We start from the raw sequence: 14933 nt of genomic DNA on the forward strand, positions 1-14933 counted from the left end.
CATGGTAGACCAAAGTCTAAGATCATTTAGCGCCCGGTTTTGCTACATTGCCCTTACTTAACTTTTTGTGAGGGTCACATGTCATCAAACAGCAATCACGACGCCTACTGGAAAGCCAACCTCAAACTCATGGGGGTGTTATTGGCCATCTGGTTTTTCGTCTCATACGTGTGTGGGATTTTGTTGGTGGAACAATTAAACCAGATCCAGTTCGCCGGTTTTAAATTGGGCTTTTGGATGGCTCAGCAAGGGTCCTTGTATGTGTTCTTGGTTTTGATCTGGGTTTACGTTCGAGGCATGAACAAACTTGACAAGAAATTTGACGTGGAGGAATGATCATGGAACTGAAAACATTAACCATCATCGTCGTCGTCCTTTCCTTTGTCCTGTACATTGGCATCGCCATTTGGTCCAAAGCCAGAAGCACCGGTGACTTTTATGTGGCCGGCAAAGGGGTCAACCCCATAGCCAATGGCATGGCCACCGCGGCCGACTGGATGTCAGCAGCCTCCTTCATTTCCATGGCGGGCATCATCGCATTTGCTGGTTATGACGCATCGGTTTATCTGATGGGTTGGACCGGCGGCTATGTGTTGTTGGCCCTGTTGTTGGCACCCTACTTGCGTAAATTCGGCAAATTCACCGTGCCACAATTCATCGGTGATCGGTATTACTCCAGAACCGCACGCATCGTGGCGGTGGTCTGTTTGATCATCATTTCATTCACCTATGTGGCCGGACAAATGCGCGGTGTGGGCATTGTCTTCTCTCGCTTCCTGGAAGTTGAAATCCTCACCGGCCTGATCATCGGCATGGGCATCGTGTTCTTCTATGCGGTTTTGGGCGGCATGAAAGGCATCACTTACACCCAAGTGGCCCAATATTGTGTGTTGATCTTTGCCTACATGGTGCCGGCCATTTTCATCTCCCTGCAAGCCACCGGCAACCCCATTCCCCAGTTGGCTTTTGGCAGTGAAATGTCAGGTGAAGGCATGTACCTGCTGACCAAGCTGGATGACGTGGTGCAATCCCTTGGCTTCACGACCTATACGGACGGTAGTAAAAGCACCATCGACATGTTCTTCATCACCGCCGCTTTGATGGTGGGTACGGCTGGTTTACCGCACGTGATTGTGCGCTTTTTCACTGTACCCAAGGTCGCCGATGCCCGCAAATCGGCATTTTGGGCCTTGTTGTTCATCTCCATCTTGTACACCACCGCCCCGGCTGTGGGCGCTTTGGGCCGCATGAACTTGATCGAAACCATCCAACCCGGCGAAGTGGGCACCCCCACCGGTAATTTGCAATACAGCGAAAAACCTGACTGGTTCGCCACCTGGGAAAAGACCGGCTTGTTGACCTTCGAAGACAAGAATGGTGATGGCCGCATTCAATATTACAACGACAAGAACGAGGCCTTTCAAGCCAACGCTGCCAGTTATGGCTGGCAAGGCAATGAGCTGAAGGTAGACCGAGACATCATGGTGTTGGCCAACCCCGAAATCGCCCAGTTGCCCAATTGGGTGATTGCCTTGATCGCCGCCGGGGGCATTGCCGCTGCCCTGTCAACTGCTGCCGGCTTGTTGCTGGTGATTTCAGCGGCCATTTCTCACGACCTGGTGAAAGGTGTTTTTGCCCCGCACATTTCTGAGAAAAAAGAATTGATGGTGGGTCGCATCGCGGCGGCATTTGCGATATTGGTGGCTGGTTACATGGGATACAACCCACCCGGGTTTGTGGCCCAGGTGGTGGCCCTGGCCTTTGGCTTGGCCGCCTCCTCCCTGTTCCCGGCCATTTTGATGGGGATTTTCAGTAAAAAAGCCAACAAAACCGGCGCCATCGCCGGCATGGTGGTGGGCATCGTCTTCACCCTGGCATACATTTACTACTTCAAGGGCATGCACCCTGAGCTGAACAATGCCGAACATTGGTGGTTTGGCATTTCACCCGAGGGCATCGGCACCTTGGGCATGATCCTGAATTTCTCGGTGGCCTTTGTGGTGAGTAAAGCCACGGCCCCACCTCCGGCTGAAATCCAAGCCCTGGTGGAGTCAATCCGGGTTCCCAAAGCAACCACTTGATTGGGGTTGCACTGGCCTGATCCTGACCAAGATCAGGCACTCCTCAAGCCCCGCTCCGGCGGGGCTTTTTTAAAACATTCAATAAAAGAACATTCAGGACCCAGCTGTTCCGGGGCAGGCGTCACCAGATTCTGATTGTGGCAGTGATTGGGATCAATCACTGTTGCTCGATATATGAAATGTCCAAGTCATCATAGAAAATGATGTCAGCTGACAGTTCAATGGCACCACGGTCACAGCGGGCGTCGCCATCAGCGTAACTGTCCTGTGGCCGCGACACCCCCCGCTGGTCTACTCCTTCACAACCAATGCCTGGTCCTGGCGCCGCCGGATGGGCACTGTCGACAGCGGGACTGAAAAAACCCAAGCGAAAATAGCGGTGCCAATTTTCATCATCGGTTTTCAACACGGTCAATTTGGGGTCCTGCTCGTTGAGGTTGGTGGATCCCACCGCAAAACAGGATGAATTGTCTGATGAAATGTTCCAGTTATTGGCCTGTAAATCGACCAAACCATTGGCACAATTGAGGTTGTTTTGATCGAACAGCGAGTTGCGAATCCTCAATTCTGGGGTGGCGAAGTCATTGGGGTTGGAGACCACACCCCGATTGCTGTGGTTGACCACAGTGGTGTTGCGAATCGACAAATCGGCACCACTGGCGAAAATGCCGGTGTTGCTGTTATCAAAAATTGTGGCGTTACGAATGGTTAAGCCGGTGCTGCCAAAGGGTGAAAACCCAACAAACACCGCTTCTTGGAATCCGTCATTGAGGTTCAGGTTCTCATAAATGGTGGCGCGGTCGATGTCCACCAAGCCAAACAAAGACATGGCCCCGCCTTGTGACACCGCCGCGTTGCCTTTGAACACACTGTCGATGATGTTCAACTCACTCAAGCCATTGAGGTAAATGGCACCGCCTGAATCAGCCGTGTTGTCTTCAAACCACATGCGGTTGAGTTCCACTTGGTTGTCGATGCTGATGTTGATGCCACCACCGCTGTTGAAGTCGGCAGACCCATTGGTGACCCTGAAATTTACCAGCGTCACCACGCCCACCCCACTCAACACATGGAACACCCTATCATCCAGTTGGGTGGCATCCACGGTGGGGTAGTTTTCGGTGTCTTCGGTGAAGGCGCCAATGGCCACCGATTCGGTGATGTCCAAATCACCACTGGCCGCGGCATTTTCATTGTCACCATCAATGGTCAGCTGGATGGTGCGGTCACCGGGCAAGACAATGATGTCAGGCCCGGCCAATGCATTGGCTTCCATCACCGCCGCACGCAGGGTACAAAAGCCGCCTGTGGGTATTTCACACACCCCGTCACCAGGATCACCATCAACTTGATCTTGCACGGTTAAATCCACCTGAAAAATGGCCGCCGAAACCAGGCCATGGATGGCCAATAAAACACAACACAAAATTTTCTTCATCATCATCTCCTCACACAACAGTCAGATTGACTGGTTCAAAAGCGTGACATGTTAAGCAAGCGGTGCGCTCAGAAAATGATGAAGCGCTGATGATTCCGTGATGAATGGGTGTGGCTGTTTTTCAGTTGATTTCTGGATCCAGGCCAAATTGTTCGGCAAAGGCCAGGTGTCGGGCCAAGGCTTGTTGCAAAATGACTGCGAATAGGGGGTGGTTGCGAATGGCGTCCATGGCCGGGTCCCGAATGAAATAGGCATGGGCAAAGAAGCCATGGTCCACCGCTGCTTGAAACTGCTTGATGGCCGCTTCAGGATAGCCGGCCAAGGCATACAACTGGGCCAATTTATAGGCCATTTCACCGTCGAAGTGTTGTTGTTGCAAGCGCTGTTCTACCATGTCATCGATGAGCCCTTTGGCCGCTTCAAACTGCTCATTGATGATCCAAAACAAGGCGTGCGAAAATTGCCCAAACAAGTCATTGGGGGTTCGTTCCACCACCGCTTGCAGCAACGGCTTGGCTTGGTCGGGGCGTTGCGACAACACCAGATTCAAACCCCGATAGTAATCATGGTAGGCATTGCCTGGCTCAGCCAACAGACTGAGGTGCTCATCAAAACGATTCAAGTACAACAATGAATTGGGGGCTTGGTAAATCGGTTTCTTGCTGTAAAAATAAGGATCCAGCTGGCGAATCCGGCTGATCAACTGCGTGGCTTGATGTAAAAAGCCGGCATAGCGCAAAGTATACACTTTGATGTTCAACATCACCGGATCATGCCAATCGGCATCAGCCGCCAACTCATAGGCTTTTTCCACTTGATTGGTTTCCGTCAGCATGACGTTGCGGCCGATGGTCAATGCCTGGTATTTACCCGGCGCCAATTGTTCCACTTTCGCAGCCATGGCCAGGGCCTTTTCGTAGTTGTCAGTGGATTGTCCGCAGACATAGACCAATTTAAAGTAGTGTGCGAACAATTGAAACCAGGCATAGGCAAAATTCGGGTCATTGGTCGTGGCTTTTTGCAACAGCTGCTCAGACTGCAAAATTTCTTTGCATGAGTCTCGACGCATCAAGTGATGGGCTTGCAACACCATGCGATAGGCCTCGGGATCATTGGTTTCATTGAAACCATCACTGCGGATGGTGACGCCTGGCTTGATCAATTGAATGATTTCCCGGATGGTATCCCGTTGTTGTTTGTACAGCTCTTTGAGGTCTTGGCTGTTGGCCGGGTACGGAAAGGAGAATTGGCCCAATGAAAAGGGTGTCAGTTGCCCATTGGCATCGGCTTTGTGCAGCTCAAATCCCAGCATGATCCGCGAATCCGAGTATTGAGTCAGTTCCCCTTGGATGATGAAATTGGCTCGGGTGGCTTGTTGGATGGCCCACAGATCATGCCACTGGTCTTGCCAAGCCAACAGGCTGTCTGGGTGGATCACCCGCATGTTCAAATTCAAGCCCAATTGCGCCACCATTTGATCAATGATGGAATAGGACATCACCGACACGGCCGCTGAATCGGCTGGAATCTGAATGGGCATGATGGCAATGATGGGATGGGCGGTGAGCTGGTTGGCACTGACTGGCTCCTGTGGCGAGCCACCCCAGCGAAATACCCACAAAATCACCCCAGCGGTGAGCAGCGCAACCAGGGGCATGGTCCATTTTTTCATGCTGGCTTGCCCAACACTGGCTTCCTCACCTTGATCGACCACAGTCAACGGCTCAGGCGGCATGAACTGATACCCTTTACCGCGCACCGTGCGGATGTGTGATTGTTCACTGTCCTTGTCATCCAGCACCTTTCTCAGTTCATAGATGGTGCGGGTGATGACATGGTCAGTCAGCGTTCGCCCCTGCCACAACTCATTGAACATGTCATCTTTGGAAACCACCCGATCACGGTGCTTGATCAACAGCAATAAGGCATCGAACACTTGCGGTTCCAGTTCGATTTCTGCGCCATTTTTGTACAGTCTGACCGTCTCCACATTGAGCAGAAAAGGGCCAAATTCAAATGCTTTCATGATGGGTTGTGGGTTTAAATATAGCAATCCTTGGTTGGTTATTTTAGGCGATTCCAACCGGTGGCGTAAGGGTAATCGGTCACACAATCCACAATCCATGCCCCCAGGCTGGCTGCTCAGGCAACAGAACCGGGGTGAAGCATGACTTTTGACAGATATCACCTCCCATGCGGTATGATAGATTCTTTGCACCATTCAAAAAGAGGATCACTCATGTTCAAACATCACAAACTGCTGGTCATCACCGCGTTGATGGTCATCACCGCGGCTTGGCTGCCACCGGCATACGCCAAAACCAAAAAAGCCGACGCACACCCACTGGCCAACCTGCCCTTGCGCAACATCGGCCCGGCCATGATTTCAGGGCGCATCTCGGATTTCGCCTTTCATCCCGACAAAAAGCATGAGTTTTATGTGGCCACGGCTTCAGGCAATTTATGGAAAACCAGCAACAACACCATCACCTGGGAACCCATTTTTGAGCACCAGGGCTCCTATTCTTTGGGGGTGGTTGAAATTGATCCCAACAACCCTTTGGTGATTTGGGCTGGCACCGGTGAAAACAACTCACAACGCTCAGTGGCCTTCGGCGATGGCATATACAAGACCACCGACGGCGGCAAAACCTGGAACAACATGGGCCTGAAGGACTCCAATCACATTGCTCAAATTTGGATCAACCCACAAGACAGCGACACCGTGCTGGTGGCTGCCCAAGGTCCTTTGTGGAGCAACGGTGGCGATCGCGGCCTGTACAAGACCACCGATGGTGGAGACAACTGGGAGCGCATCCTGTACATCGACAAATACACCGGGGTCAATGAATTTGTCATCGATCCTGACAACACCGACCACATCGTGGCCAGCTCATACCAGCGTCGACGGCATGTGTGGACTTTGATCAATGGTGGCCCTGGCAGTGGCATCCACAAATCCACCGATGGTGGGGTGACCTGGAAAGAAATCAAAGCCGGCTTGCCCAAAGACCACATGGGCCGCATCGGCTTGGCCAACGCCCCGTCACAACCCAAAACCATTTACGCCATCATTGAAGCCAATGACAAAGAGCAAGGCGTTTACCGCTCACTGGATTTTGGCCAAAATTGGCACAAGCAATCCAGCTACATGACCAACAGTCCACAATACTACAATGAGTTGATTGTGGACCCACACAATCCTGATCGCATTTATTCGATGAACACCTTCACCAACATCTCTGAAGACGGCGGCAAAACCTGGACGCCTTTGTCATTGAAATATCGACATGTGGATGACCATGCGCTGTGGATTGATCCTGACAACACCGAACACCTGTATATTGGAGGTGATGGCGGTATTTATGAGTCATGGGATCGTGGCCAAACCTGGCGCCACATCCAAAACCTGCCCATTGGCCAGTTTTACCGCATTGAACCGGACAATGCCGAACCCTTTTACAACGTCTGTGGCGGTACCCAGGACAACAACTCATTGTGCGCCCCATCCCGCACCAATGATATCCATGGCATCACCAATGCCGATTGGCACATCATTCTGGGCGGCGACGGCTACGAGCCTCAATTTGATCCCAATGATCCCAACATCGTGTACGCACAATACCAATATGGCGGCTTGGCCCGCTACGACCGCCGCACCATGGAACGCATTTACATCACCCCCCACCCGCCGGCCGATGAACCGGCTTACAAGTGGAACTGGAATTCACCCTTGTTGCTGAGCCCACACCACAGCACGCGGCTGTATTATGGGGCAGAAAAATTGTTCCGATCAGACGATCGCGGTGATTCCTGGACCGTGATCAGCCCCGATTTGACCCAACAAATTGATCGCAATGAATTGGCAGTCATGGATCGGGTTTGGGGCGTTGACACCATTGCCAAAAATGTGTCCACTTCGATGTATGGCAGCCTGATCGGCATCAGCGAAAGCCCGGTGCAAGCCGATCTGTTGATGACCGGCAGTGACGACGGGGTCATCAGTGTGTCCACAGACGGCGGGGACAATTGGCGCTCGGTGAAGAAATTCTCCGGGGTGCCCGACATGTCGTATGTGTCCGATGTGTTGTTCTCGCAACACAATGCCGAAGTGGCTTACGCCACCTTTGACAACCACAAACGCGGTGATTACAAACCCTATGTGTTGCGTTCCAATGACCAGGGCAAAAGCTGGAAATCGATCAGCAGCAACTTACCTGAAAGGGGCTTCGCCCACACCATCGTGGAAGATCATGTGGACCCGAATTTGTTGTTTGTTGGCACCGAGTACGGGGTGTTTTTCACGCAAAATGGTGGTGACTCCTGGGTTGAATTGAAACAACTGCCAACCATCGCAGTGCGTGATTTGGCCATTCAGAAAAGAGAAAACGACCTGGTGGTCGGGACCTTTGGTCGTGGCGTGTACATCTTGGATGATTACACCCCATTGCGCACCCAAGTCACTGATTTGAAAACCGATGAAGCCACTTTATTTCCAGTCAAGGACGCGTGGTTGTATGTCGAAGGCGACCAGTTTGATGACCGCGTCAAAGGGTCTTCGGGCAGTGACTTCTTCACCGCCCCCAATCCACCCTATGGGGCCACGTTTTCATACCACCTGAAAGCCGAATTCAAAACCCTCAAAGCACAACGCCGAGCGGCAGAGATTAAAAAGGAAAATGCCGGTGAAGACACCCCCTACCCGTCTTGGGATGCCCTGCGAACTGAAGACAACGAGGAAGCTCCGATGGTGTTCTTGTTGATTGAAGATGCACAAGGCAATGTCATCCAACGGGTGCCGGCGAAAAACAAAGCTGGCTTCCAACGGGTGCAATGGGACATGCGCTACCCAGCGCCAGACCCAGTCAGCCTAAAAAAACCCGGTTTCGTGCCTTATTGGGTCTCGCCACCGATGGGCCCACTGGCCGTGCCTGGCAACTACCAGGCCACCTTGATGAAACGCCAAGGGGGTGAATTGATCGCCCTGAGTGAAGCGCAATCCTTCAGACTGAAATCGATGGACAACAGCCCTGAAATTTCTGACAACCCCGCTGCGGTGCTGGCCTTCAAACAAGAGTTGGCTGAAATGCAACGCCGCACCGATGGCGCCAGTGGTAAACTCAGAGAAATCGAGAACCGCTTGAAGCATTTGGTCAAAGCCGTGGACCTGGCCACCGACAGCACCGAAGCCCAGGCCCAAACCGTGCGCGATCTGCAACAGCGCTTGACCGAGCTGAAAGTGGTCATGTGGGGTGATCAGGTGATCGCTGCCAGACAAGAACCGGTGCCTTGGTCGGTGTCACAACGGGTTGGCAGTTTGTATGGTGGTTTGATTGAATCACAAGCCGACATTCCAGGCAATTATCGGGAGTCCATGAAAGTGGCGGCCAGTCAGTTGTCCACCGCTTTGAAAACGCTGCATATGCTGGATACCGATTTGCGGATGTTTGAAGAGGAGCTGGAGGAACATGGCGCTCCTTGGACCCCGGGTCGCATGCCCAGCTTGGGATTGAAATAAGCACCTGAATCAGGCCACTCAACATCCTGTTGGGTGGCCTTGATTTGAAATTCTGGCCAGTGCTAAACTGGTCTGATGTTGCGTTCACTTTTCAAACACTCACAGTTGCTGATTGCCCTATTGGTCATCAGCGCTTGTCAAGGCAACAAACCCGATCTGGCCCGGTTGTATCAATTCTCCCAACCGAACCAAGCAGCCCAACCTCCGGTGATTTTGATTCATGGCATCATGGGCAGTAAACTCAGAGACCGCAACAGCTTCGAAGAAATCTGGTTTGGCAACCTGATTGATCTGTTGTTTTCGAGCTACCATGCAATCAAGCTATCCTTTAACCCACTCACCTTAGAGCCCATCACCGATGAGTTGGAAGCGTTTGAAATAGCTGACCAAGCCGCTGGCACCGATTTTTATCGGGCCATCATCGACACTTTGCAGGCCTATGCCAATTATCAAATCAGCCATCCCGGGCAGTTTGATCCCACCAACCTGAGAAAACTTTACATCTTCAATTATGATTGGCGACAAGACAATCAGAAAACGGCCGCCCAATTGTCTCAATTCATCACCCGCATCCAAGATGACCACCGTGACCCTGATTTAAAATTTGACATCATTGCCCATTCCATGGGCGGCCTGATCACCCGCTACTACCTTCGCTATGGAGAAACCGATGTGTTGAATGACAACAATTTTCCCATGAATCAAGCGGGCTCCAAACATGTCCGAAAAGTGATTCTCTTGGGCACCCCCAACTTGGGCTCGGTGGGTTCAGTCAAGTCATTCATCACGGGGTTGAAAGTGGGTTTGAGGAAAGTCCCCACCGAAGTGTTGGTCACCATGCCCAGTGTTTATCAACTGTTTCCCCACAGCATCAACAACTGGGTGATCGATGTCAATGGCAATCCTCTGGATTACGATGTGTTCGATGTCAGCACTTGGCAACAGTTTCAATGGTCCATTTTTGATCCCAAAGTCCGCCATCGAATCTTGGCAGGGTTCGAAAATGAGGCTGAGGGAGCCCAATACTTGGCCAGTCTTGAAGACTATTTTCATAAGCACATTGAGCGGGCTCGGCGTTTTGTGTGGTCATTGACCATTCCTGTTGATGATCCCTCCTACCGCTTGGTGGTGATGGGAGGAGACTGCGAGTTAACCCCAGCCAGGATTTTGTTGGAAACCAGCGATACGGGTCGTCAAGCCATCCGCTTGACACCCAAGCAAATTGAAGAACCAGTTCCGGGGGTTGATTATGACCGCTTGATGCTCGAACCTGGAGATGGCACAGTCACCAAAGCCTCTTTATTGGCCAGAGATGTGTTGGACCCGACAGTGCCCCGACACAAATACAGCTTTTTTCCCATTGATTACCCTTATTTTCTGTGTGAACCCCATTCCACCCTCACTTCAAACATCAACTTTCAAGACAACTTACTCAACATTCTGTTAACCCGATAAGCCTCAAAATCCAGCCTCGGCAAAGTCCAGACAGGTGCTGTCGAGTTTTGCCAACAACGACAAGGGTGCTTTAATGGTGGGCAGTTCATAACGATAGAAATAACGACAGGTGTCGATTTTACCTTGGTAGAATGAGCGCTCTGCTGCGCTGTTGGCAGTCGGTAACTGCTGTTCGGCCATGATTGCCTGACGCAACCACATCCAAGCCACCACCACGTGGCCAAAAGCATCCAAATACAGGGTGGCATTGGCCAGATAGGCAGCCGCTCCCTTGGCCGCCACTTGTTGTTGCATGGTCAGGGTGGTTTGCAGTAAAGTTTGCGCCGCACTGGCCAGTTCTTGTCCCCAGGCTTGGGCCTGTTCACAATCTGCTGCCTCGGCCAGGGTTTCACTCATCACTTGGTGCAAGGCTTGGGCGGAGGCCCCTTGATTTTGCGTCACTTTGCGGCCCAACAAATCCATGGCCTGGATGCCCTTGGTGCCTTCATGAATCGGGTTCAAGCGGTTGTCGCGATACAGCCGTTCCACCGGATAGTCACGGGTGTAGCCATAACCGCCATGTACTTGAATGGCCAGGTCATTGGCCCGCAAGCCAAATTCGGCGGGCCAGGATTTGGCCACCGGGGTGAGGATGTCCAACAAATCAGTGAACCGTTGTGCTGCTGTTTGATCGCCTGCTTCAAGTGAGATCAACCGCTGATCGACCAAGTAGGCACAATACAAGCCCAAGGCCAAGCCCCCTTCGGCGTAGGCTTTTTGTTGCACCAGCATGCGTTTCACATCGGCGTGTTCAATGATCGGACGCATCGGGCCGGTGGGATCTTTCGCAGACACGTCTCGACCCTGAAGGCGTTCTTTGGCGTAGGCCAAAGCGTGCAAATAACCGGTGTATGCCAAGGATGTGGCCCCCATGCCAACGCCGATGCGGGCTTCGTTCATCATCTGAAACATATATGTCAAGCCATTGCCAGGTTCACCGACCAACCAAGCCTTGGCACCGCCATTTTCGCCAAAATGCAACACCGTGTTGACGGTGCCTCGAAAACCCATTTTGTGGTTGAGGCCGGCCAGACTGACGTCATTGCGGTCACCCAGACTGCCGTCGTCATTGACCCAAAATTTGGGCACGATGAACAAGGAAATGCCTTTGACTCCAGCCTCTCCACCGGGGATTTTGGCCAACACCAAGTGCACGATGTTTTCACTCATGTCGTGTTCGCCGCCGGAGATCCACATTTTGTTGCCAACGATTCGATAAGTCCCATCATCGGCTGGCATGGCCTGGGTTTTGATGTCGGCCAGGGAAGAACCTGCTTGCGTTTCGGACAGGCACATGGTGCCGAAATAACGGCCTTCGATCAAAGGTTTGAGAAACAACCTTTGTTGTTGCTCATTGCCATAACTGGCCAACAAATTGCCGGCCCCAGCCGACAACAAGGCATAGGCCGATGTCGACACATTGGCCGCACCCAAGATGAAGGCCACCGCCTGGCCCACCACATGCGGCAACTGCAGACCGCCAAACCGCTCATCAAACACCGCAGCGGGTATGCCCGCCTCCACCAAGGCATCCAGCGCGGCTTTGACTTCGGAAATGATTTTCACCCGACCATCGATCAATTCGGGCTCATGCGCATCCACCAAAGCGGCATGGGGCTGAAATTTTTCTTCGGCCAGTTTTTCCACCAAATCAAGCAGCTGTTCAAACACGTCTTTGGCATGGTCTTGGTAGCGGGTGGCGGTGCAAAGCTGTTCGGTCGGCAGGACTTCGTACAACTGAAAGGCCAGATCACGGCGGTTGTATATGTGTGGCATGGTGACTTGGGGGTGTTGATTAAGAGCCCATCATTGTAGCTGAATTGAGCCGCTGAATTGAATCATTCAATGCCACGCAAAAAACTCAGCAATGACATCAAAGTAGCCGACTTACCAACCACCGCCGCCGCCACCGCCACCGCCACCGCCGGAAAAACCGCCGCCCGATGAAAAACCACCGCTGGATGATGACGGCGGCACTGCGGCGGCCGATACAGTGGCTGCCATGCCACGGCTCATTTCACCGATGCCCCCTGCCGAGCCCGACAAATTGAATTGACCGCCTGAATACCAATCTGGCCGGTAGCTGTGTTGTGACGGATCGGTGCCGGATGCTCGCAGGTGATTGGCAAAACGGTCAGACCATTGATTTTCCACCCCCAAGGCAATGGCATAGGGCAGGTATTTTTCAAACAACTCTGAACTCATTTCAGGTGGGTGCATGATGTCCAAGCGGTGCTGTTCGGCGGTGGATAAATACAGTTTAAAGCCTTCAATTTGATCCATCAATTCACGGCCAAATGGGGTGGGTGATTTCAGCAGGTATATGAACAAACCATTGAGTGCCACCAAAAACACACTCATGATGATGAATTCGATGGGGAAACCGCCCACCGAAATGCCAAATCCCACCACCATCATGATGCCATGAAACAGCACCGCAATGCTGTCCAACCAACCGCGAGTGGCCCGGAAGATGGTGCCCATGACAAACAAAGTGAATATCAGAGGTGCCCAGCTGCGGGCCAAGTGCGGTCCGCTGAGTAAGTTCATGTGCAACATGAAGAAAACCAACACCAGCACACTGATGCCGATGCCATAAAAACCGAGCATCTTGTTGTCTTTGAAGCACTTCTCCTTGTATTCACTGATCAGCTTTTTGCTGACTTGTTTGATGGCCGTTTTGACCCTGCTGTCATATTTCTTGTCGATATACAGGCTGTTGCGGCTGCCCAACAAGCGTTTCATGATGATTTTTTCACCTGAAGATTGGGGCGGTAATTGGTTGTCACTGCTGGTGATTTTGTTGATTTGATAACCCGCTTTGAATTTTTTGATGGTGAGGTAGCCTTTCACTGCCAAATTGATCAAAGCCGCGGTGAAATTTTTGTGGTTGGTTTTTTCTTCCAAAATGTAACGCATGGCGGCCGGTGAAACCCCTTTGGGGGGATAAAACAAGGGCATGATCACCCCCGGTTCAGGATCCCTGCCCACTTGGTGCCAGGCTTGCACATAAAACATCAGCAAGGCCACCAAGGTCAACACCATCAACACCCACATCAAATTGTCACTGAAAAAATCCAACAGCCAATGGCTGTTATCGACCAAGTGTCCCTTGGGAATTTCCAGACTGAAGGTCAAACCTTGATAGGGCTCCAAAGGCTTGGTGCTGGTGATCTGCAAGGTGTTGCCATTGATTTCGGAATCAAAATCGGCGCCGGTCTCGCCGGCAAAACCGGTCCACACACCGTGTTTGACCATCGACATGGATACACCATCAGGCAACCGCACGGTGGCGGTGACCTGGTTCATGGCAAAGCGCCAATCATTACCGGTCACATTCCAAGCAAAGCGATCATGTTCATCCAAAAAGGCGATTTGCCGGTTGGTGCGGTAGCGAATGACATAGGTTTGTTCGCCCCGATCCACATACCGATTGCGCTCACCGATGTAAATCCTGACGCCGTTGCTCAAATCTTCCAGGTGATGTGGTTCGGTTTGCCCATTGCGCAAGACTTCTGTGACGGCAAAATCAACCGTTGATTTGGTCAGCAAGGCGGTGTTGTAAATGGTCGGAAAATCCCGATAAATCCCCCGCTTGATTTGGTCGTGTTCGACCTGTATTCGGATGGTTTCGGTGACCAAAACATTCCCATTGGCTTGGACCGTGATGTCACTGTGAAAATGTTTGATGTGTTCGACAGCCCCAACTGGCCAGGCCAATAGGCACAACCACAACATCCACCATCCTCTCATGGATGGCTCAGAATTTAATTTCTGGGTTTTCCGCATGTTTGGGGTTTTCCAGTTCAAAAAACTCCGCTTCACGAAAGTCGTAACGGTTGGCGATCAAATTGGATGGGAACGATTGCACTGCGGTGTTGTATTCCCTGACGGCCCCGTTGTAATAGCGCCTGGCGTATTGAATTTCTTCCTCGATTTTTTGCAGTTGTTGCTGCAGTTCGATGAAATTGGTGTTGGCTTTCAAATCTGGATAGGCTTCGACTTGCACCATCAAACCGGCCAAGGCCTGTGACAGCTTTTGTTCATCTAGACTTTTTTGACCCGGGGTGGCTGCACCGGGCTGATTTCCACCGCGGGCGGCATTGCGCAGGTTGATCACTTGTTCCAGGGTGGATTGTTCGTGCTGGGCATATTGTTTGACCACATTGACGATGTTGGGAATCAAATCATAACGGCGCTTAAGCTGCACATCGATGCCACTCCAACCATCTTCCACATGGTTGCGTTTTTTCACCAAGCGGTTGTAGAGGGAGACCCCCCAAAACACCGCTGCCCCAATCAGCAACACCAGAAAAAACAAAAAATTGGCTCCTCGCATAATGCCTCCTCAATTTGACTCCCAATCATTATAACCATTCATGGCCACTTTTGAGTAGTGCCT

Annotated in this window: 9 protein-coding genes; 4 read left to right on the top strand and 5 right to left on the bottom strand. The window is 51.8% G+C overall.

Annotation, left to right across the window (positions count from 1 at the left end; all coding sequences use genetic code 11):
- The first annotated feature begins 78 nt into the window (after positions 1 to 78).
- Complete coding sequence (locus K7G70_RS12840) at positions 79 to 336, top strand: DUF4212 domain-containing protein (RefSeq protein ID WP_223789056.1); 258 nt, start codon at positions 79 to 81, stop codon at positions 334 to 336.
- A gap of 2 nt (positions 337 to 338) precedes the next feature.
- Positions 339 to 2081 (top strand): sodium:solute symporter family protein, encoded by a 1743-nt coding sequence (locus K7G70_RS12845; protein ID WP_223789057.1) that lies wholly within the window; start codon positions 339 to 341, stop codon positions 2079 to 2081.
- Positions 2082 to 2238: 157 nt separating this feature from the next.
- Here the strand turns inward: K7G70_RS12845 and K7G70_RS12850 are convergent, their stop codons facing one another.
- Both K7G70_RS12850 and K7G70_RS12855 read right to left on the bottom strand, forming a co-directional pair.
- Complete coding sequence (locus K7G70_RS12850; RefSeq protein WP_223789058.1) at positions 2239 to 3519, bottom strand: choice-of-anchor Q domain-containing protein; 1281 nt, start codon at positions 3517 to 3519, stop codon at positions 2239 to 2241.
- A 121-nt stretch (positions 3520 to 3640) separates the two neighbouring features.
- Positions 3641 to 5545 carry a winged helix-turn-helix domain-containing protein gene (locus K7G70_RS12855; RefSeq protein ID WP_223789059.1) on the bottom strand — a complete coding sequence of 635 codons (1905 nt, stop codon included), beginning with the start codon at positions 5543 to 5545 and terminating at the stop codon, positions 3641 to 3643.
- A gap of 213 nt (positions 5546 to 5758) precedes the next feature.
- Between K7G70_RS12855 and K7G70_RS12860 the strand changes: the two genes are divergently transcribed.
- Positions 5759 to 9037 carry a WD40/YVTN/BNR-like repeat-containing protein gene (locus tag K7G70_RS12860; protein WP_223789060.1) on the top strand — a complete coding sequence of 1093 codons (3279 nt, stop codon included), beginning with the start codon at positions 5759 to 5761 and terminating at the stop codon, positions 9035 to 9037.
- A gap of 75 nt (positions 9038 to 9112) precedes the next feature.
- The gene (locus K7G70_RS12865; protein WP_223789061.1) at positions 9113 to 10492 is read left to right on the top strand and encodes a lipase/acyltransferase domain-containing protein; all 1380 of its coding nucleotides are present in this window, start codon (positions 9113 to 9115) and stop codon (positions 10490 to 10492) included.
- Positions 10493 to 10495: 3 nt separating this feature from the next.
- Here K7G70_RS12865 and K7G70_RS12870 read toward each other — a convergent pair whose 3' ends face one another.
- The 3 genes from K7G70_RS12870 to K7G70_RS12880 all read right to left on the bottom strand — a co-directional run bounded on the left by K7G70_RS12870 (position 10496) and on the right by K7G70_RS12880 (position 14870).
- A complete protein-coding gene (locus tag K7G70_RS12870; protein ID WP_223789062.1) occupies positions 10496 to 12307 on the bottom strand; it encodes an acyl-CoA dehydrogenase in 1812 nt (603 codons plus the stop codon).
- Between the two features lie 111 nt (positions 12308 to 12418).
- Positions 12419 to 14284, bottom strand: a complete 1866-nt coding sequence (locus tag K7G70_RS12875) for a DUF2207 domain-containing protein (protein WP_223789063.1) — start codon at positions 14282 to 14284, stop codon at positions 12419 to 12421.
- Between the two features lie 7 nt (positions 14285 to 14291).
- Positions 14292 to 14870, bottom strand: coding sequence for a LemA family protein (locus K7G70_RS12880; protein WP_223789064.1), 579 nt, complete (start codon positions 14868 to 14870; stop codon positions 14292 to 14294).
- Positions 14871 to 14933 lie beyond the last annotated feature (63 nt).

The sequence above is a fragment of the Marinicella meishanensis genome (assembly GCF_019931145.1).
In the GTDB taxonomy this organism is placed as follows: Bacteria; Pseudomonadota; Gammaproteobacteria; order Xanthomonadales; family Marinicellaceae; genus Marinicella; species Marinicella meishanensis.

Excerpts from the sequence above, each read along its gene's own strand:
- K7G70_RS12840 (WP_223789056.1), top strand. The coding sequence starts at position 79 with ATGTCATCAAACAGCAATCACGACGCCTACTGGAAAGCCAACCTCAAA.
- K7G70_RS12845 (WP_223789057.1), top strand. The coding sequence starts at position 339 with ATGGAACTGAAAACATTAACCATCATCGTCGTCGTCCTTTCCTTTGTC.
- K7G70_RS12850 (WP_223789058.1), bottom strand. The coding sequence starts at position 3,519 with ATGAAGAAAATTTTGTGTTGTGTTTTATTGGCCATCCATGGCCTGGTT.
- K7G70_RS12855 (WP_223789059.1), bottom strand. The coding sequence starts at position 5,545 with ATGAAAGCATTTGAATTTGGCCCTTTTCTGCTCAATGTGGAGACGGTC.
- K7G70_RS12860 (WP_223789060.1), top strand. The coding sequence starts at position 5,759 with ATGTTCAAACATCACAAACTGCTGGTCATCACCGCGTTGATGGTCATC.
- K7G70_RS12865 (WP_223789061.1), top strand. The coding sequence starts at position 9,113 with ATGTTGCGTTCACTTTTCAAACACTCACAGTTGCTGATTGCCCTATTG.
- K7G70_RS12870 (WP_223789062.1), bottom strand. The coding sequence starts at position 12,307 with ATGCCACACATATACAACCGCCGTGATCTGGCCTTTCAGTTGTACGAA.
- K7G70_RS12875 (WP_223789063.1), bottom strand. The coding sequence starts at position 14,284 with ATGAGAGGATGGTGGATGTTGTGGTTGTGCCTATTGGCCTGGCCAGTT.
- K7G70_RS12880 (WP_223789064.1), bottom strand. The coding sequence starts at position 14,870 with ATGCGAGGAGCCAATTTTTTGTTTTTTCTGGTGTTGCTGATTGGGGCA.